This window comes from Streptomyces asiaticus (assembly GCF_018138715.1).
GTDB lineage: Bacteria > Actinomycetota > Actinomycetes > Streptomycetales > Streptomycetaceae > Streptomyces > Streptomyces asiaticus.
The window spans coordinates 119,735-137,339 of sequence record NZ_JAGSHX010000002.1 but is presented as its reverse complement, the minus strand read 5'-3'; the positions used below and the strand labels follow the sequence as shown (position 1 = coordinate 137,339).

At 68.0% G+C, this 17,605-nt stretch carries 14 protein-coding genes and 1 pseudogene; 11 read left to right on the top strand and 4 right to left on the bottom strand.

What is annotated here, in order from left to right:
• The first annotated feature begins 227 nt into the window (after positions 1 to 227).
• The 4 genes from KHP12_RS06290 (at position 228) to KHP12_RS06275 (ending at position 4,080) form a co-directional block, all read left to right on the top strand.
• Positions 228 to 1,685 (top strand): helix-turn-helix domain-containing protein, encoded by a 1,458-nt coding sequence (locus tag KHP12_RS06290; RefSeq protein ID WP_211831813.1) that lies wholly within the window; start codon positions 228 to 230, stop codon positions 1,683 to 1,685.
• Entirely contained in the window at positions 1,670 to 2,374 is a 705-nt protein-coding gene (locus KHP12_RS06285; protein WP_211831812.1) for a DciA family protein, read from the top strand. The genes KHP12_RS06290 and KHP12_RS06285 overlap by 16 nt, the downstream gene beginning before the upstream one ends.
• Positions 2,371 to 3,189: a DciA family protein gene (locus KHP12_RS06280; protein ID WP_211831811.1), complete on the top strand. Its 819-nt coding sequence runs from the start codon at positions 2,371 to 2,373 to the stop codon at positions 3,187 to 3,189. The genes KHP12_RS06285 and KHP12_RS06280 overlap by 4 nt, the downstream gene beginning before the upstream one ends.
• A gap of 144 nt (positions 3,190 to 3,333) precedes the next feature.
• Positions 3,334 to 4,080, top strand: coding sequence for a DUF5131 family protein (locus tag KHP12_RS06275; RefSeq protein ID WP_211831810.1), 747 nt, complete (start codon positions 3,334 to 3,336; stop codon positions 4,078 to 4,080).
• Between the two features lie 53 nt (positions 4,081 to 4,133).
• On the opposite strand, the gene tcmP is transcribed toward KHP12_RS06275, so the two are convergent.
• The gene (gene tcmP / locus KHP12_RS06270; RefSeq protein ID WP_211831809.1) at positions 4,134 to 5,279 is read right to left on the bottom strand and encodes a three-Cys-motif partner protein TcmP; all 1,146 of its coding nucleotides are present in this window, start codon (positions 5,277 to 5,279) and stop codon (positions 4,134 to 4,136) included.
• A gap of 283 nt (positions 5,280 to 5,562) precedes the next feature.
• On the opposite strand from tcmP, the gene KHP12_RS06265 reads away from it, so the two are divergent.
• Entirely contained in the window at positions 5,563 to 6,477 is a 915-nt protein-coding gene (locus KHP12_RS06265) for a GIY-YIG nuclease family protein (protein WP_211831808.1), read from the top strand.
• Positions 6,478 to 6,575: 98 nt separating this feature from the next.
• Here the strand turns inward: KHP12_RS06265 and KHP12_RS06260 are convergent, their stop codons facing one another.
• A complete protein-coding gene (locus tag KHP12_RS06260) occupies positions 6,576 to 10,181 on the bottom strand; it encodes a tetratricopeptide repeat protein (RefSeq protein ID WP_211831807.1) in 3,606 nt (1,201 codons plus the stop codon).
• A gap of 417 nt (positions 10,182 to 10,598) precedes the next feature.
• A pseudogene (locus KHP12_RS50680) lies at positions 10,599 to 10,736 on the bottom strand (peptidoglycan bridge formation protein FemAB); the annotation flags it as partial.
• 277 nt (positions 10,737 to 11,013) lie between these two features.
• Between KHP12_RS50680 and KHP12_RS06255 the strand changes: the two are divergent.
• From KHP12_RS06255 to KHP12_RS06235, 5 genes are all read left to right on the top strand, one after another.
• A complete protein-coding gene (locus KHP12_RS06255; RefSeq protein WP_211831806.1) occupies positions 11,014 to 11,637 on the top strand; it encodes a hypothetical protein in 624 nt (207 codons plus the stop codon).
• 958 nt (positions 11,638 to 12,595) lie between these two features.
• Positions 12,596 to 12,889, top strand: coding sequence for a hypothetical protein (locus KHP12_RS06250; protein ID WP_211831804.1), 294 nt, complete (start codon positions 12,596 to 12,598; stop codon positions 12,887 to 12,889).
• A complete protein-coding gene (locus tag KHP12_RS06245) occupies positions 12,882 to 13,178 on the top strand; it encodes a hypothetical protein (RefSeq protein ID WP_211831802.1) in 297 nt (98 codons plus the stop codon). Before KHP12_RS06250 ends, KHP12_RS06245 begins: the two co-directional genes overlap by 8 nt.
• Positions 13,179 to 13,417: 239 nt before the next feature.
• Positions 13,418 to 14,059: an HNH endonuclease family protein gene (locus tag KHP12_RS06240; RefSeq protein WP_211831800.1), complete on the top strand. Its 642-nt coding sequence runs from the start codon at positions 13,418 to 13,420 to the stop codon at positions 14,057 to 14,059.
• Positions 14,060 to 14,477: 418 nt separating this feature from the next.
• Positions 14,478 to 15,203: a DUF4232 domain-containing protein gene (locus tag KHP12_RS06235; protein ID WP_211831798.1), complete on the top strand. Its 726-nt coding sequence runs from the start codon at positions 14,478 to 14,480 to the stop codon at positions 15,201 to 15,203.
• Positions 15,204 to 15,521: 318 nt separating this feature from the next.
• Here the strand turns inward: KHP12_RS06235 and KHP12_RS53900 are convergent, their stop codons facing one another.
• The gene (locus KHP12_RS53900) at positions 15,522 to 15,722 is read right to left on the bottom strand and encodes a DUF8825 domain-containing protein (protein WP_498073216.1); all 201 of its coding nucleotides are present in this window, start codon (positions 15,720 to 15,722) and stop codon (positions 15,522 to 15,524) included.
• A gap of 264 nt (positions 15,723 to 15,986) precedes the next feature.
• Here KHP12_RS53900 and KHP12_RS06230 point away from each other — a divergent pair, with 264 nt between their 5' ends.
• A complete protein-coding gene (locus KHP12_RS06230) occupies positions 15,987 to 17,075 on the top strand; it encodes a hypothetical protein (RefSeq protein WP_211831796.1) in 1,089 nt (362 codons plus the stop codon).
• Positions 17,076 to 17,605: the final 530 nt, after the last annotated feature.

The following is a 17,605-nucleotide window of genomic DNA, read 5'->3' as shown; positions in this document are numbered from 1 at the left end:
GAAGATCAATGCTCGTTCGGTGTCACACCGCAGCGGATTCCCACACCTGTAGCAGGCGTGAGGACCTCTCCCGCTTTCACCGTCCTGCCCGTCCACTCCACTGCGCCCCGGGCCAACCGTCACGCCGGTTCGGCGCGATCTCTGTCCACAGGCGATCCGTTCGAGGGTCGCGACATGATCTCTAACGCGTTGTCGTTGCCGCCTGCCCGCGCCGTGCAGGCGGACCGATGAGTGCCGTGGCGGTGGATACCGCCGTGATGGTCCCCGCCGCGCGTTCGCCGGTCGACGACGGCGCGGTGTCTGTGCTGCCTGATCTGTGGGTGCCGGAGGCGCGGCAGTGGTTGTCGACGTCGTCGGGGCGGGTGGCGCTGGATGGTTACAGCTGGATGCAGGCGGTGCACTGGGTGGCGGGGTCGGGGTTGTATGAGCCGCGGCGGTACCGGTCGCACGGGCCGCGTGCGTTCGGCCCGACGACGGTGTGGATCGCGCAGCTGCTGACGGAGCTGTCGCCGTGCCGCCCCGGGGTCGAGTATCTGATGCGCCGTACCGGCTTGTCGGAGCGGGCGGTGGAGTATCACCTGGCGATGCTGCGGGAGACCGGGCTGCTGGCCTGGAAGGTGCGCGGGACGCGGGTCCGCGGGGAGCGGGCGCAGGCGAGCGAGTACGTGTGGATGATTCCGCCGGAGTTCGATCGGGCGCTGGGGATCCGTACGTCCGGTGAGGGCACCGCGCGTCGGGTGACCGGGATCGCGGAGAGCGGCCGGGAGCTGGTGGCGAAGCTGGCGAAGAAGGCGTCGCGGAAGGTGCGCAAGCCGCGGTCGAAGACGTCGTCGAAGGCCCCGGTGAGGGGTGCTGAGCAGGGGGTTGTGACGGCTGTTTCGGATGAGGCGCGTTGCACCCCAATGCAGGTTGGTACCTCAGCGTCTTCTACTGCGGGTACTACTTCCTTCCCCCCTGAGAGCAGGCTCGCAAGCGGGCAGAGCAAGTCCCCCACCCCAAAGAAGGTCAAGCGGGGCCGCCGGAAGCTCAACAGCGTTGGGCGCCGTTTCCAGCTGGCCTCGGAGCTGATCCGCCAGGTGCCGTGGATGGGACGGGCCTCGGTGCCCCGGATCGCCTGGATCCTCAAGGAGGTCTCGGACGCCGGCTGGACCGCAGACGAGGTGATCGCGTTCCTCGACTGTGGCGACGCCCCGAGCACCGTGCACCGGCCCTCGGGGTTCCTCGCCGGACGGCTCAAGGGAGCAACCACCCTGTGGCCGACAGCTGAGGGCCGGGCGCGTGCCGTGGATGCGTACCGGGACTCCCGCCGTGCCGAGCAGGCCCGCCACCAGGAGTGGGAGGGCGTCTGGCAGGCTCCCCGCAGCGAGTCGGTGCGCCGCCTGGTCGCCGAAGCCTTCGCTCCTCGATCCCAGCAGCCGCTGGACAACAGCCTGGTGGCGGACCTGCCCGCCCACGGCCATCACGCTGAGGACGAGGCGCCCGACCTGGAGCAGCTGACCCGGGAACAGGTGCGGGACTGGCGAGTGCGGGCCATGAAGGACCACCAGGTGGTCTTCGACCACATCGACGCCTTTGGCGAGACGTCGGCGCGACGTCTGTTCAGCAACCAGCTCGTCAACGAAGTGCAGCGCCTGTCCGGCACCCACCACCTCGTGCTTGGACACACCACGTGGAGGTCAGCGTGAGCAACAGGTCCGACATGCCGTCGGCTGCAGACCATGACACACCGGATCTGCGGCCTGCGGAATGGCTCACCGGCAACATGGCCCACCTGTGGGAGGAGGCACTGGGCAGCGAGAACCTTGCCCGGCGTCTGCGCGTGGCCGGGGTCGACGCCCACGGATATCTGCATGTGACCTGCTCTCAGGCGGCGTACCGGACACATCTGCGGTTGCTCGCGCAGTACGTCGTCGCGCGGCTCAACGAGCTCGTCCCCACCGTCCGGGTGACGGGGATCAGAACCCACATGCGCCCCGTCGCGATTCTTGTGGCAACAGTCGACGCCAACACCGACCACCAGGTCCTCGACGGCGTACTGCTGGAAACCTGCCACGACGCCGTCCAGGTCTGGGGACCGGAACACCCCGCCATCCTGCGGCACACGGCACAGACTCCTGCTGACCAGTTCGTCGCGGACTGGGCTGCCCAGCACACCGCGACGACCGCTGGCACCAGTGCTCCGGTCCACGCCGTAGCTGAGCTCGCCGATCACGGGCGCCACGGCGCCAAAGCCACAGAGATCCGCGACCTTCGGCTCGTGACCATCGACCGCCCGGACATGTGCCTCGCCATCTGCGCGAAGAACCACCCAATTCCCTCGCTCGCCCAGCTCGCCATCCGTGTTGGCCTTCCCGCCAGGCAGGTGTGGTCATGACCGAAGCACGCAACACCAGTGGAGTGGACCTGGCCCGGGTCGCACTGCACCAAGCCCGAGAAGCCGCCAAGGCACGCGGTGAGGCCGGAACGCGGAAGACGAAGCGGCGGACCCGGTCCTCGAGCACGCGCCGGGATGGCCGGGAGCCGACGGGGTTCGCTGCCCTGCTCCAGGGCCTGATAGCCGACCGGGCCTGGGAGCTCCCGGCCGCCGGCGGCAGCGTCCTGGACCGCTGGCCGGACATCGCCGCGGCCGTCGCTCCGCAGCTGCCCCACCAGGTCGCGGCCGTCGGGTTCCACCCGGAGACCGGGCAGCTTGACCTCCGCCCGGCCTCTTCGGCCTACGCCACCCAGCTCCGCCTGATCACCGCGCGGATCGTCGCCGCGGCCAACGAGTCGGTCGGCACCGAGGCGGTGCGTACCGTGCGGGTCCTGCCCCCGGGTGCCGCGCCCGTGCCTCGGACCGCGCCCAAGGCCCCGGCCGCCGCGCCGGACGCTCCGCGGGCGCCGGTGAAGACGCGCGAGATGGGATCGGCCGGCTTCCACCAGGCACTCGCCGCGCACCAGGCCGTCGCGCCTCCGAGCCGCGTCGACCCGTCGATCGCGGCGGCCATCGAGCGGCAGAACGCGAGCCGTGGGATGCGCGAGCCGGAGGAGGACTTCGGCGACGGGCAAGCCGCGATCGAGGAACTACAGGCCAAGGCGGCACGGGAGGCAGCCGCCGACAGTGGCCGCGTTCGCGCACTGCGGCGGGCTCGTGCTGAGCGAGCTGGTTCCGCGGCTGCGGCCGCGTCTCGAGAGGCCCGTACCGCGTGATGACTGTGCGTGCGGGAGATGTGTACGGGCCGGTGATATCGGAGGTGTTGAGGTGATTGGATGGCTGGGTGTCGGCATCGGAGCGTGGTCGTTGAGCACGCTGTACGTGACTGGCGGAGTAGCGAGGCGAGGGGGAGGTAGCCGGTGAGCGATCGAAGCGCCATTGAGTGGACCGAGGCGACGTGGAATCCCACCACAGGGTGCGACCGAGTCTCGGAGGGCTGCACCAACTGTTACGCCCTTGCCCTGGCCAAGAGGCTCAAGGCGATGGGGGCGCCGAAGTACCAGAACGACGGCGACCTGCGGACCTCCGGCCCCGGATTCGGCGTCACGCTGCACCCGGACTCGCTGGATGTGCCCTACGGGTGGAAGAGCCCTCGCACCGTGTTCGTCAATTCCATGAGCGACTTGTTCCACGCACGCGTGCCACTGGACTACGTGCGGCAGGTCTTCGAGGTCATGGCCGACACCCCGCAGCACACCTACCAGATCCTGACCAAGCGGGCCCGGCGCCTGCGCCAGCTCGCCCCGAAGCTGGACTGGCCCCCGAACGTGTGGATGGGTGTGTCGGTCGAGTCGGAGACCGAACTGCCACGCGTGGATGACCTGCGCCAGGTCCCGGCCGCCGTGCGGTTCCTTTCCTGCGAGCCGCTGCTGGGCCCGCTGCCCGGGCTGGACCTGGAGAGCATCCACTGGGTCATCGCCGGCGGTGAGTCCGGACCGCGCCACCGCCCGCTGGACGCGGCCTGGGTGACCGGCATCCGTGACACCTGCCAGGAAGCAGGAGTGGCGTTCTTCTTCAAACAATGGGGAGGCCGCACCCCCAAGGCCGGGGGCCGCGAGCTCGCCGGCCGCACCTGGGACGAAATGCCCAGCCCAGCCGCTGCCTGATCACGCCCTGGGCGGCCGCCGCAGACCACCGCGGCGGCCGCTTCACGGGATGATCAGGCTGCGGGGCGCACGATCAGCTCGCGGGTCCGCTTCTCGCCCACACCGGTGGTGGGCGTCTTGCCCTGGCTGTGGAGAAGCTTCACCGCCTTCCGGGCAACCGGCTCGGTGACCTGTCCGTAGTAGGTACCGAACACCTCCAGCGTGTGGTCGACCAGTTTCACCGGCCGCCTGGTGCGCAGCAGCAGTTTCTCCAGGTTGCGGGCCATGGCTGGCACTGCTTCCTTCTCCACCGTTGCCGGATCGGGCCGCTTGAGCGAGATGACGGAGAACAGTGCGTCGTCTTCTCGAAGCTCGAGCGTCTTCCACCACTCGTCCCGGGCCCGTGCCACCGCGTCTCCGAAGACCCACAGGCCATACGGGCTGCGGGTGCCGAAGACCAGGTGGTAGACCGGCTTCACGTCAGGGTCGGCGGCGACCGGCACCGACTGCACCGACATGTCGGTCTGCTGCTCCAGGCGCCGGGCGTACTCTGCCGCCACAGCCTCGGCCGCGTCCTGCTCGGAGGCGGCGCCGCTGAAGTACTCACGCCACCACCGGCCCCCGCACACCGCGTCGAACCGCTCCAGGCTCTTCTCGTTGCCCTTGGGCGAGGTGACATGGCCGCCCAGTCGCCGGACCGCCATCATGCTGAAGTTCATCAGCAGCTCCGTCGCCGGGCGGGTCCCCGGCCGTCGCCGCGCCAGGACATCCACCAGACGTTCCATCGGCAGGCACAGCCCGCACGGATCCAGGAACAAAAACAGCGGAACACCCCTGGCCCGCAGCACCACATCGTCGAGGACGCCGTCGACCTCCCCGCGGTGCGCTCGCGCGTCGACACCGCGGGCCCGATAGGTCTGGAGGACTTCCAGCAGGCGTTCGAAGGACTTGGCCTGTTCCTCCACGAAGAAGCACGACAGGTTCAGTCCGCGCGATCGGTAGTAGGAGGCGACCCGCATAGCGATCTCCGCCGAGCCCGGCTCACCGCTCTCGTACCGGCCCTCACCTGCGTACCCGTCCAGATACACCACTCGCTTGTCCCGCGACTGCCTGCTCGTCATCCCTCCGAACGGAGGGATGTAGCGCCGCAGCAGCTCATGCTTGAACACGCTCGGCAGAGCTTTCCCCTGCCAGTAAGTCCCGCTCGTCCCGGTCGACATGGCCCCCCACTCCGTGTCCCCTCCATTACTTTCTGTTGCAGATGGTGAACCACACACCAAGGACCGGCAAGACCCCCATCACGTCATATGACAGGTGATAAAAGACTTTCTCGGTGATCACGGCCGCCGCCATGTCTGCCGAACGCGCCGACGGTGAGACAGGACAGTGCGGCTGGCCTAGGTCGAAGCCGCCGGGCCAGCCATGTCAGACCCCAGTTACACACTCAGATGGGCGGCTCGCCTCGGGCTGCCCCCTCACCCCGCACTCGAAAGGACCTCAAGGGTGAACGCCTACAGCACAGAAGAACCCGGCTACGACACGTCCGTCTCGCCTGAGCAGGAGAGCAAGTTGCTGCCGCGCGTGGCGAAGCGTCGGGAGCCGGTGAAGGTACCTACTACCTATCTGGTGGGGATGGAGGGCTCCCCACTTGTGAAGATCGGTTTCACCTCGGGGGATCCGAAGAAGCGCCTGGCGTCACTCCAGACCGGGCAGCCCATGAAACTGTCGCTGCTGTGGTCATCAGAAGGTGATCACGAGAGTGCGTTACACCATCGGTTTGCGCCGCACCGAGTCCGCGGTGAGTGGTTCGACCTCACCCCGCTAGGTGACCCGGTGCAGGTTGTGGAAGATGCCATCCGATTCCCGGACAAGGACTCAACTGTTCCGAAGCAGGCCCCGCCGGCTCGGGCGAAAGGCGCACAGAAGCTGATCGAGGTTGCACTCGACTGTGTCTGCGGGCACAGCAGGAGCCTTCACCGCTGCAACAACTGCACGGTGGCGGGCTCGGAGGAATGGCGTGACTGCCAGTGCGCCGAGTACACGTCAACATCGGTGCTGGAAAGCGTCGGCGCGCTGACCCGAGTGTACGAGTCACGTCCGACCACGACCGGCTGGCAAGGGCCCATCCCCTCTGAACGTGTGGCAGCAGGGAAAGACGCACGGTACGACGCTTTGATGACCGAGATCGCCGGAATGGTGTGGCCTGGAGGCGGTCAGATGGTTCCGGGATACTGGCCGGAGAGTCTCGCGATCGGCATCCTGTGGCGTCTGAGCAAGATCGAGGATCCTGCCCGGCACCCTGCCGTCGTTCTCGGTGAAGTTGTGCGGCTGAAATGGCCCGACGGGTCCACCATGGTGCCGGGGCTCTTCGCTGAGCGCCTGACCGACAGGATCATGGCCTGCCTGACGGCAGTTTGATCAAGTAGGCGTCCATGAAGGGGGCGTGGCGCCTAAGCCGTCGAACGCGCGCAGGGGGAATTACGGCCCCTGGTCACCTGACGGTCATTATTCGACACTCATTCCTTGTGACCATTCCCCGCGTTCCCCTGCCAGTACGTGAGGTCTTGCCGGGTAGTGACGGTTGTGGGGTGGTCGGGGCCTAGCACGGTCTCCTGGTCGGCCAGCAGTTCCGCCAAGGCGGTCACAGCTCCAGCAGCATCCCCCGCCCCTCCTCTCGACCAGGCGAGGGCACACCGCACGGAGAGTGTTTCGGGGTGGTCGGGTCCCAGTACCTGAACCATGTCGGGCAGCAGTTCCGCGAAGGCGGTCGCGGCCCCGGCCGCATCTCCCGCCTCCCCCCGCCAGTAGGCAAGGTTGTACCGCGTGGTGAGGGTGTCCGGGTGGTCGGGTCCCAGTACCTGAACCATGTCGGGCAGCAGTTCCGCGAAGGCGGTGGCAGCCCCAGCCACATCCCCCGCCTTCCCCCGCCAGTACGCGGAGTCACTCGCAGTGCTGAGTGTTTGAGGGTGGTCGGGTCCCAGCACTCTCAGCATGTCGGGCAACAGCCCGGCATAGGCGGTGGCAGCCCCGGCCGCATCTCCCGCCTCCCCCTGATACCGGGCAAGGCAGTCTTGGGTGGTGAGGGTGTCGAGGTGGTCGGGGCCTAGCACCGCCTCCTGGTCGGCCAGCAGTTCCGCCAAGCCGGTCACAGCTCCGGCAGCATCCCCTGTGTCCCCCCTCGAGCAGGCGAGGGCACACCGTGTGGTGAGGGCGAACGGGTGGTCGGGTCCCAGTACCCGAACCACGTCGGACAACAGTTCGGCATAGGCCGCGGCAGCCCCAGCCGCATCCCCCGCCTCCTTCCGCCAGTAGACGAGGTTGTACCGCGTTTTGAGTATCTCAAGGTCGTCCGGTCCCAGTACCCGCACCATGTCGGGCAGCAGTTCCGCGAAGGCGGTGGCAGCCCCAGCCACATCCCCCGCCTTCCCCCGCCAGTAAGCGCTGTTGGCGAGGGAGGCAACGGTTATGAAGCGGTCGGGTTCCAGTACCCGCACCATGTCGGGCAGCAGTTCCGCGAAGGCGGTGGCAGCCCCAGCCACATCCCCCGCCTCTCCCTGCCAGTGGGCGAGGTGACTTCGGGCCTCGAAAGTATTCAGATGGTCAGAGTCCAAGTGACGGCTTGCCTCGGTGGCGAGGTGTTGGAAGTAGTCGCGTGCGGCGCTTACCTGACCGGATCCGCCGAGACTTTCACCGGCCCGGTACAGCACCGCGTGGGCGTCGGGCCGGTAGAGGGCGTCTTCGGCGGTCCTGGTGAGGGCGGTGGTGTTGGCACGCAGGGCTTGGACGAGGGCGGTGTCGCGTTCAATGCCGGGCCAGGCAGCGACGAGGGCGTCGGCGGCGGTACGGGCGACCTGGTCACCATGGTCGAGGAGGAGGCTGTCCCAGGTTGCGCGTTGGATGAGGTGGTGAACGCGGATGGCCAGGTGGGGAGTATCGGGGGTGTGGTCGATCAGGCTGAGCCGGTGCAGGGCTCGCAGGGCACCAACGGCCTCCTCCTGAGTTACCGGACCGGGTTCCGGCCCGGTGGTTACTGAGGCGGTGGTGCTGGTGTGGTGGCGGGCAAGGTGGCCGAGGGCTGGAGCGCTGGTCACGACGCTTTCGGGGATTCCACTAGGGTCGAGCATCGCGAGCAGCTGGAGCATAGGCCGAGCCAGACCCTGCGGGCGGAGGCGCTCTGCCCTCTCAATCGACAAGGACCAGGTGGCGGCGACGGTAGTTGTTTGGTCGTCGGGAAGAATGCCGGGCTCGGGGAGCAAGTCGGACAGAGCTCTGGTCCGGTCGGCCAGCAGTTCTCGGTAGCGAGCACAGCTGATGCCGGTGTCCATCAGGTACGCGGTGGCTTGGGACAGGGCCAGCGGCAGGTATCCGAGATCAGCGGCCAGGGCATGGATCTGATCAGCGGGCGCGTGACGGTGGTGGTCGGCGAGCGCCTGGCCCAGGTGAGCCGTAGCCTCCTCGGGGGTGAACAGGCCCACGCTGAGCAGGCGCCGGTCTGCCGCGATCAGGGCGGCATCGCGGCGCCGTGTGGTGGCCAGGGTGCGGCCGTGCGGGTTGGACGGTGGCCACAGCCCGCGCATGTCGGCCGGGTCGGTCACGTCGTCCAGCACCATCAGCCACCGGCATTCCCGGCCGCGCGTGGGCTGCAGCCAGGCCAGGAAGGCGCCGGCGGCGTGCTCGTCCGGTTCCACGGCCAGCAGTTCGACGGCGGCCTGCGTGTAGCCAGCCACGACGGTTTCCCTGCTGCTTGCGGTCACCCACACCAGCACATCCAGCTCACCGTGCTCCCACGCGATGCGGGCGTAGTCGGCAGCCAGTTGCGTCTTGCCCACACCACCAAGTCCGGACAGGACCTGACCGAGCACCGCGGTGTCCTCTCCCCTGAGCGCCTGGTGCAACTGCTCGGCCACGGCACGGCTTTGGAAGGCCAGCGCCCGCGGCGGGATCAAGCCCACCTGGTGCGGCCATCCCGCTGGTTGCGGCACCGGGCCCTGGAACCGAACTTGTTCGGCATAGCCGACAGCCAGGCTGCTGTGTTGGGCGATGACTCTGCCGCCCGAAGCGCCAGGCACGCATTCGGGGACCGCTCCGGGCCGGGCGGGGGTGGACCCGAACGCGAAGGGTCTCCCAGGTTCACATCCCCCATGGTCCAGGTGGTAGTCGAGCTGCTCTCGGCGCGGATGGACTGGTTCCCGCCTACGGCCACCCCGCCGTCCCCCGCCGTCGCAGTCCCGGCCGGGCGCCGAGGACAATGATCCTCCCACCAGAGCGTCAGGCCGGGTGGGAGCGTCGAGTGGGCGGGCCGCCGCAGGGTCCGCGACCGGGATGCGGCTGATCAGTTCGAAGGCGAAGGCGGCGGCGTGTCGGGAGGCCACCGGCTGCCAGTGCTCGTCGTGTGCCTCGGCCTTGTCTCCGAGCAGGTCCGAGATGCCGCGGATCACCAGTGCGTCCACCTGCTGGTTGGCATACGCGCCGGCGAGGAAGCCGAAGCCTTCCATGTCCACCGCGAGCGCGTCACCCGCACTGGCCGCGAGCCTGAGCCCGGTGTCCGAGCGGTGGTGCGCCACCACCCGGCCGCCCGCCGCGAGGGGCTTGACATGGGCGCGGGGGCGCGGCGCGGCGTCCGTCCGAGGGCATGGCGCATCGTCCGCCCGGGCGCGTGGCGCGTCGTCCCCCGGGCGGACCCGCTCCTGCCACTCGTCGCCCGCTGCCACCAGCCGGGCCAGCTGCACCAGTCCGTACGCGGACTGATAGGTCTTCTGCCGGGGAAGGAACCCGGTCTCGGTGTCCTTGCCGGTCTCGTAGTCGTACACCGCGTCGGCGGCCACCACATCACCCAGCGCGACATCCTTGACGCCGCCCGCCACCCCGACGAACAGCACCGCCCGGGGCGCGAAGAGCGCCGCCGCCCGCTCGACCGAGACCCCGGCACCCGGATTCCCCGGACCCGTCATATGGATGGCCACCGTCCGCTCCCCGGATCCCTCACGGAACACACCCAGCTCGAACAACGCGCCTCGCTCCGCCGGGACCGGCCGCAGATCCTCCAGATGGGCGCGCACCGCCCGGTACTCGACCTCCAGCGCGGTCAGAACCACCACATCGGCCCACACCTCAGCGCCCACGGATCTCCCTAAGACTGCCCCTGCTCACACCCTACGGACACCGACGAACCCCCATGCGGCTCCTGTTCACGAGAACAACAACGGGCCGCATTTGTTCAGCAGCCCGGGAGGCGCTGTATTCGATGCGGCGGAACAGGTGGTCGCCGAGCAGGCCGCGCTCGCAGCGCGCAACACCGTAGGTGAGCCCCTGACCGAACTCCAGCTACTGACCGACGACCCCGCAGGGTCCTCCAGCTCGCGGCCGCGCTCGCCTTCGCCGCGCTCCAGACGGTGCAGCAGGCGGCACCGGAGTACCGGCGGTGCGCCCTGGCGATGCTGGGCCGGACCGAGGAAGCTGAGGCGGGTTCCGCGCGAACCCGAACGGCGCGGACGCGGTGGCCGCCGCGACGAAGGCTGCCGACACCGCCCGGAAGCGACCTCGGTCTGCCGCCAGCCCATCCGGCGCAGCTGGTCGGCGATGTCGAAGGCATACGGTTCGTGCGCAGTTGCCTCCACGCCGCGCAGTCGACGGGTCTGCCGGTCTGTGATCGCCGCCTTGACCGCCTCGGCACTCCATTACTCGGCATACAAGCTTATTCGTGCGTATGGCGCGTCCGAAGGATCACCTAACACTGGCAGTCAAGGAATGGCAAACCTGTTCTAACCGCGCAGGTCGCGAAAGTGCTCTCCGCGCCAGCGGAGGTGACGGTGCTCTCCGCGCCAGCGGAGGTGAGCCGCTCAGAGAGCGCAACTAGATGTGCAGACATGCCCTGACCGTCTCAGTATGAAGGCACGCCCGTCCCTGATGGGTAAACCCTGACGTGCCCTTCGGGTAGAATCACAGACTGGGACCATGAATACTTCAGAATTGCTGGCCATCTATCAAGTTGAACGTAGCGATGAGCAGAACTCGGCTACATTGATTGTCGCCGTGAACTCTGCAATTATCGCATATATCGGTGTCGCCACGGCATTCCTCGGGGCGACAAGCAACCTGAAGAGCATTCCAGACTGGATCCTTCTGGGGGCCGCAGCTCCGCCTTTGATCCTGTCTTGTTATGTCCGATACCAGCAAACTGCATCGATGGTTCGACAGAGTTATCTAATGTATCTCGAGAGGAAGCTGAATCCTTACACCGTCTCTCATGGGCCGCGATTTCCGGGATACGTAACACTGCATCGCGGCCTATCCGTAGGTGGTGGCGTAAAGAATCTGACATTTGTCACCTTGGGCTATATTGACTACATTGCCTGGCCTCTGATCCTAGGATTTTTTTCGTTTTATGTAGTTTTTAATCTATCGCATCGAATTCGAGCATGCCCTGGATGGGTTTGGTTCTATTTCAGTGTGTACTTATTGATGATTGTAGTGAACTTTTGTGTTGCCAGCGTGATGAAATTCAGTAAACGTCGACTCCCTATGCTGCGGCGTCTGGCTGACCAAACAGCAGCCGAACAGCCAGGGCGGTGGAGGTAAGTACAGGGGGCGAGGGCCTTGACGGCCTTCGCGGTGTTGCCGTTGCCGCTGAAGAGGTCCCAGGAAGATCCCGAGCGGCGGGGAACGTAGCCGAGCATCAGGCGACAACTCGGCGACGCCGCAGTTGCTGGCCAGCCGGCTGACGGATCGGCTTCCGGAGGCCGACGGCGAGGTCCTGATCCGGAGCCTGTACAGCTGGATCACCCGGCAGGGCTTGGTGCAGCGGGCGGTCTGTTCGGACGTGCGGTGCGATGACGGGATCCGCCTGGGCACCGGCGGTGATGTACGCGGTAGGGCTTTCTGCGTCGGGACGGCACGCGCGCGCCCTGCGGGCACCGATAGTTGAACGGCGTCGGGTACCTCCGTATGGGCCGGTGCGAGCACCGGCTGCCCAGTCGGCCGTGCGTGTGCCAGGTCAGTCGGCTTCGGTCTTGCGGCGGGCCCTGCCCCATCCCATCGCCCGGTCGACCGCGTCCAGCAGTACCGGCTCGCACCCTGCGGCCGCCAGCGCCGCGTCATCGGCCAGGCCCACGTCGGTGAGGACAGACAGCTGCAGGACATGCTCGATGCCCTCCGCTCGTCGAACGAGGTGGTGCCGCCCAGGTCGGTTATCCGGCTCAGCACCGCGCGGGCCCCGGGTATCAGGGAGGCGATCACCCGGAAGAGCGCCTGCTCGCTCCAAACGTCCCCGATGTCGTCGCCGCTGAGATCCTGCGGGTCGGGGCGCGGGTCAACGGCTGGTGCTTCCGGGCAGTCGTCAGGGGCGAACAGGACGCAACCCGTAGGCGGCCTGCACAGCGGCAATCGCCTGCTCGTAGGTGTCCGTCTCAGGGTCGATCGTCAGCCGCACGACGCCCCCCTTCGTGATCGTCCCCTGGCTCCACTCGGTCGCAATGCCGATCCGGTCGACGAGATGCTCCGGGACGCGGCAGACTCAGGGGCGGATGGAAGGGGCAGCATGAGTGCACAGCCGATTCACCCGCACGCGGAGCCGGACCGGGTGCCGCGGAACGCCGAGGGCATCGCGGCCGCGCTCGAGGGCGAGCGGCGGATGGAGTTCTACCGCGAGCTCCTGGCGGCCGCGCCGGAGGACGCCGAGGGGGTCCTGCGCCGCTGGTGGTGCGAGGCGATGCTGGACACCGACCCGTCCGGTGGCCGGTTCACCGAGGCCGCGCTGAATGGCACCCTGCCCACGAAGAGCGTCGCGGCGGCCATCGCGCGCCGTCAGGCGGCCGGGCTGCCCGTTGAGTGAGTCGCACGGCCAGGAGCCAGAGGGCTGGCCTTGTGAACTGTCCGAAGAGGTCGACGCGCTGCTGGCCGACTTATCGCTGCCCGGCGAGGTCTTCGGAGCGATCATTGCGGCCACCGTTCAGATCAACGAGACCCGGGGCATGGTGCCGGGCAGCACCGCCTCGGTGAAGTGGCCCCAGCAGCGACGCATGCCGCTCGGCCGGGACGGGGTACTGGGTGTCGCCGAGTACGTCATCGTTGCTGACGCCGACCCGCCGTACATCGTCCTCACCCGCATCCAGCTGTACTGACCGTCCCTGACGGCCAAAAGGCCCAGCCGCCGTTCGGTGGTCAGCCGGCACCGAGCGGTGGTTCACGGCCGGATGAGCGTGGTCGACGGTAGCGTCTTTCACCGTCTCGTGGTTCCACGGCATCGCGTTGACCGAAAGTCGGCATCTATTCACCTTCGATGATCTACTCGCATAGATTCCGTTGGGCCAGGATGGGGGCGCTTCTTTCACCTCCTCTTCGGCTCAGGAGTCGATACGCCATGCGTAAGAACGCTCGACGTACCATCCTCGCCTGCTCTGTGGCCGCCGCGACCGCCGGTTTCGCCGTCCTCGGCACTGCCCCGGCGCAGGCCGCACTGCCCACTCCGGTCAGCGCCTCCACGGCCCGCTCCTACCTGGCCTCCCTCAGCGTGACCGCCGAGCATTCCCGCACCGGCTACAGCAGAGACCTCTTCCCGCACTGGATCACCATCAGCGGGGCCTGCAACACCCGCGAGACCGTCCTCAAGCGCGACGGCTCCGGCGTCGTGACCGACTCCTCCTGCGCCGCCACCAAGGGCAGCTGGTACTCCCCCTACGACGGTGCCACCTGGTCCGCCGCCTCGGACGTGGACATCGACCACCTCGTCCCGCTCGCCGAGGCATGGGACTCCGGCGCCTGGAACTGGACCACCTCCAAGCGGCAGGCCCTCGCCAACGACCTCACCCGCCCCCAGCTGCTCGCGGTCACCGACAACGTCAACCAGTCCAAGGGCGACCAGGACCCCGGCACCTGGTGGCCCTCCCGCACCGCCTACAAGTGCACCTACGCCCGCGCCTGGGTCCAGGTGAAGCACTACTACGGCCTTTCCGTCGACTCCGCCGAGAAGAACTCCCTGTCCTCCGTCCTCAACGGCTGCTGACCCCGCTGACCCCAGCGGTACGCTGACCGCCAGCCCCCGCCCAGCAACCGGGCAACCCGCGGCCTGTGCCGACGGCGACCTCGATCCGCGATGCCTGGGTAAGCTGCCCGCCCAGCGGCTTACCCAGGCACGGCCCAGCAGGAGAGCGGTCGCGGGGGCGGCGTGATGGACCGACCGGTTCCGGTCCATGCCGATGGCACGGTGGGCGGTGTCCTTCGGGCACACCGGCGCCGACTCCCTGATCGACCTGCCACTGCTCGCCGCCATGGCGGGGACGGGCCTGCCCTTGGCGTCTTTTCCATGGTCACAGTCGTGTGAGCCGGATGTTAGTGGGACGGCGGTGGTGCGGTAGTGGCCCCGGCCAGAGTTGTTGTCGTACCGAGCAGACCACGACACCGACCGCTCTGGGGGACCCGAAATGCGCTCCGACGCCACTGCCCGCATCGCCCGCCGTCGCACCGTCCGCGTCGCCGCGGCGGTCCTGACCGCGGCCGCCGCGCTGACCCTGACGGCCTGTAACGGCTCGGAGGGTGGCGATAAGAAGTCTGCGGGTCAGGTCGACACGGCCCCGGCCGGGTCCAACGGCTCCTCGGGTTCCTCCGGCGGTGCGCAGGGTTCCGATGCCAAGGCCGAGGGGGGCTCGGAGGCGGGCGGCGCGCAGGATCAGTCGGGTGGCGGGCAGGCAGCCACCGAGGGCGGTGGCAGGGCGCACGCGGGTGTCGAGCGCTGCCGCACGGAAAACCTGGAGGCCGCCTTCGCCACGGGCCAGGACGCGCTCCCGGTGCCGGAGGACGGCGGGACGACCGCCACCATCGTCCTGATGAACAAGGGCTCCTACTCCTGCAAGCTCGGCGGTTTCCCCGGTGTGGACCTGACCTCGGTGAACGGCGGTGAGCGCTGGTCCCTGGCCCGCTCCTCCCAGAAGTGGAGCTCTCTGGAGGTGGAGGCCGGCCAGAGCACCGAGTTCACCGTCAACCTCGCCTTCACCGAGGAGGAAGAGGGCTTCTACCAGCCGGCCTGGGTCGAGATCACCCCGCCCGACGAGACCAGGGCCCTCAAGATCGAGTGGCCCTGGGAGTCCGACACCCTCGTCGACCAGCGCAGCGCCACCCACCCCGGCACCTTCGTCAACCCCATCGGCTGACCAGCTCACAGCTGTGCCATGAGGGTCCACTGCCCCGCTGCCCTGGTGTGTGACGGCACCAGGGCAGCGGACTTTCTGTCCCACGGCCCGCGCCCCCTTCGGTGATCGCTGCCGACGTTCTTCTCCCGCGCCCCGCCCCAGCTCCACGTGATCGCGGCTGCGTTCCCATCACCACCTCCGCCAGAGCGGTTGATCACGCAGGTTGCTATGAGCCCGGCCCTGGCCGTTCGGAGAGGGTGGGTCACCCGCGTCTTCGCCGCTCGCGGACTATCCGGGCCCGGAACGCACGGACCAATGCCTCCGCTCGGGCGGCGAGTCTCATCGCCCGACCTCACGCCGGGCGAGCTCCTTGAGGTCCATGCGCGCGGCCGGTGTGCCCGACGGCCCACACCAGTACGGGTGTCCGACGATCTGCGCCGACAGTTCCTGCAGGCGTCGGTGCTTCCTCGTGGTGCTCGCCGTCGGACCGGAGTCCGCGAGCTGCCTGTACGTGCGGTACCAAGCGGTCTGCGCCTCCACGAGGTCGAGGGCGGCGGGAGCCTCTGCTGTGCTCGAAGAACTGAGCGTTCGGCCCAACAGGGCAGGCCACGGTGACGGTCATGATGGTTCGTCCCATCGAGGGGGCCGGGTAGCCCCCGGGGCGGAGAACCTCCTCCACCTACCTCACCATGTCCCGCTACTGCCTCGGCGGGGGCGAGGGCACACGTGCCTGTTGGCAACCGGTCCTATCCTGTGCCGATATCACCAGACATTGGTGTCGGACGCGACCGCAAGGGGGGCGGCATGAGCGACGAGCCGGGAGATCACACTGAGGGTTCAGAAGAAGAGCCAGCCACTCCGGGCAGTTCGCGGAAGCAGGAAGGGTGTCCCCTGCAGCCCGTCGTCCTTCCACCGGGGTTGGGTGGTCTGAGCGAGGCTGTCCGGCGTGCGGCCGTCCAGGGCACAGGGCTGACGCAACGGCTGATGCGCGATGGGTTCGGCGTGCCACCGACCGTGCCCGTCACGGGCACTGCGCTGGAGGTCTTCACCAGCAGCCTCCTGAAGTTCCGGTCGGACAGCACGGCTTCGCTGCTGATGAACCACCGGCTTCCGATCGCCTACCAGAACGCCTGGTATCAGCGTCTTCACGCTCTCCGCACGCTCCCTGTGCCAGCCGACCTGTTGGAGAAGGTGGCCGCGGCCGGGGCTGGCGTGCTGCCGCCCAACCTTCGCGGTATCCGGGCGGAGCGGTGGCGGCTGCTGATCGATGTGTGTCAGGCAGACGGGATCTCGGTTGTGTGGGCGCCGAGGGGTGACATCGTCGCTGGTCTGCTCGACCAGAACTCGCCGGAGGAACGTCAGGCGCACCTCGCTGAGCGGCAAGAGGAAGTTCTCGACGACGTGGAGGAAAGCCTTCACGCGATCGATCATCCGCTGGCCGAGGACTGGACTGAACTTTTGCTCCATGGGGTCGAGGCCCACCGTGCTGGGCATTGGGAAGCGGCGCAGGCCCTGGCCGCGAACGTGCTCGATTCGGCGATGAAGAGCGAGGGTCGACGGTGGGTGATGGCGTCATTCCCCGATGTCGGGTTCAATCCCCAGGCTGGCAGCTACAAGACACTGAAGGCTTTGGTCGATGCCTCGCTGGACTTCGGCGAGTTGACGCTATTCGACTTCGTTTCCTACCTGACTGTTATCGGCATGAGCCCCGCGTTCGACGAGACCGATGCCGATGATCAGGTTTTCTTCAATCGACACCTGGGGGCCCACTACGCCTCGTACCGGTCCTACCAGCCAGGATTCGTTCTTCCCGTGCTGCTACTGGCTCATGGCCTGCTGCGGAAACTCGACAGCGACCTGGTGAGTGACGACCGAGACGACGAGGAGGGTTGACCGAGACCCGCCTGCGTGCCTCCGCCCACCATCTCGGCGGAGGCACTCGTGCGCTTGGCGGCAACTGATGGCCGACCGAGACCGCCGGCGGCTCGGTGCTGGACCGGTGGCCCGAGATCGCGGCCACGGTCGCTGGCACCTGGACGAGCACGTCCAGGTGCCGGGCTGTGGCAGGGCACCGCGGCCGTCGCGCGTGGTGCGTGGACGAGCCCGCGCGCCAGGACGCAAGCTGCGTCCCGGGATGAGGAGGTTGCGCTCGTCCGGCCGATTCAACGGCCGGACGAGCATTGTGCACCCTCTCTGTTTCGGCACGAGGGAGCACGGCCTTCCGGACGGGAAGGTCCGACGCCAGTGGCGCCTGCCATCCCATTGAGGGGGTGGCGCGCCCTCTGGCGCAAGGAATACGGGGAACCTTGCCCCCTAAAGAAGACGAATCCGCCATGATCTGCCACCGCTGCTCATGGGCCGGACCGTACTCGTGTCCCTCGCGCCCCAGCTCTAATGTTCCGCACCCCGAGCCTAATGTTCCG

Excerpts from the sequence above, each read along its gene's own strand:
- KHP12_RS06230 (WP_211831796.1), top strand. The coding sequence starts at position 15,987 with ATGAGCGACGAGCCGGGAGATCACACTGAGGGTTCAGAAGAAGAGCCA.
- KHP12_RS06280 (WP_211831811.1), top strand. The coding sequence starts at position 2,371 with ATGACCGAAGCACGCAACACCAGTGGAGTGGACCTGGCCCGGGTCGCA.
- KHP12_RS06235 (WP_211831798.1), top strand. The coding sequence starts at position 14,478 with ATGCGCTCCGACGCCACTGCCCGCATCGCCCGCCGTCGCACCGTCCGC.
- tcmP (WP_211831809.1), bottom strand. The coding sequence starts at position 5,279 with ATGTCGACCGGGACGAGCGGGACTTACTGGCAGGGGAAAGCTCTGCCG.
- KHP12_RS06240 (WP_211831800.1), top strand. The coding sequence starts at position 13,418 with ATGCGTAAGAACGCTCGACGTACCATCCTCGCCTGCTCTGTGGCCGCC.
- KHP12_RS06290 (WP_211831813.1), top strand. The coding sequence starts at position 228 with ATGAGTGCCGTGGCGGTGGATACCGCCGTGATGGTCCCCGCCGCGCGT.
- KHP12_RS06250 (WP_211831804.1), top strand. The coding sequence starts at position 12,596 with ATGAGTGCACAGCCGATTCACCCGCACGCGGAGCCGGACCGGGTGCCG.
- KHP12_RS06255 (WP_211831806.1), top strand. The coding sequence starts at position 11,014 with ATGAATACTTCAGAATTGCTGGCCATCTATCAAGTTGAACGTAGCGAT.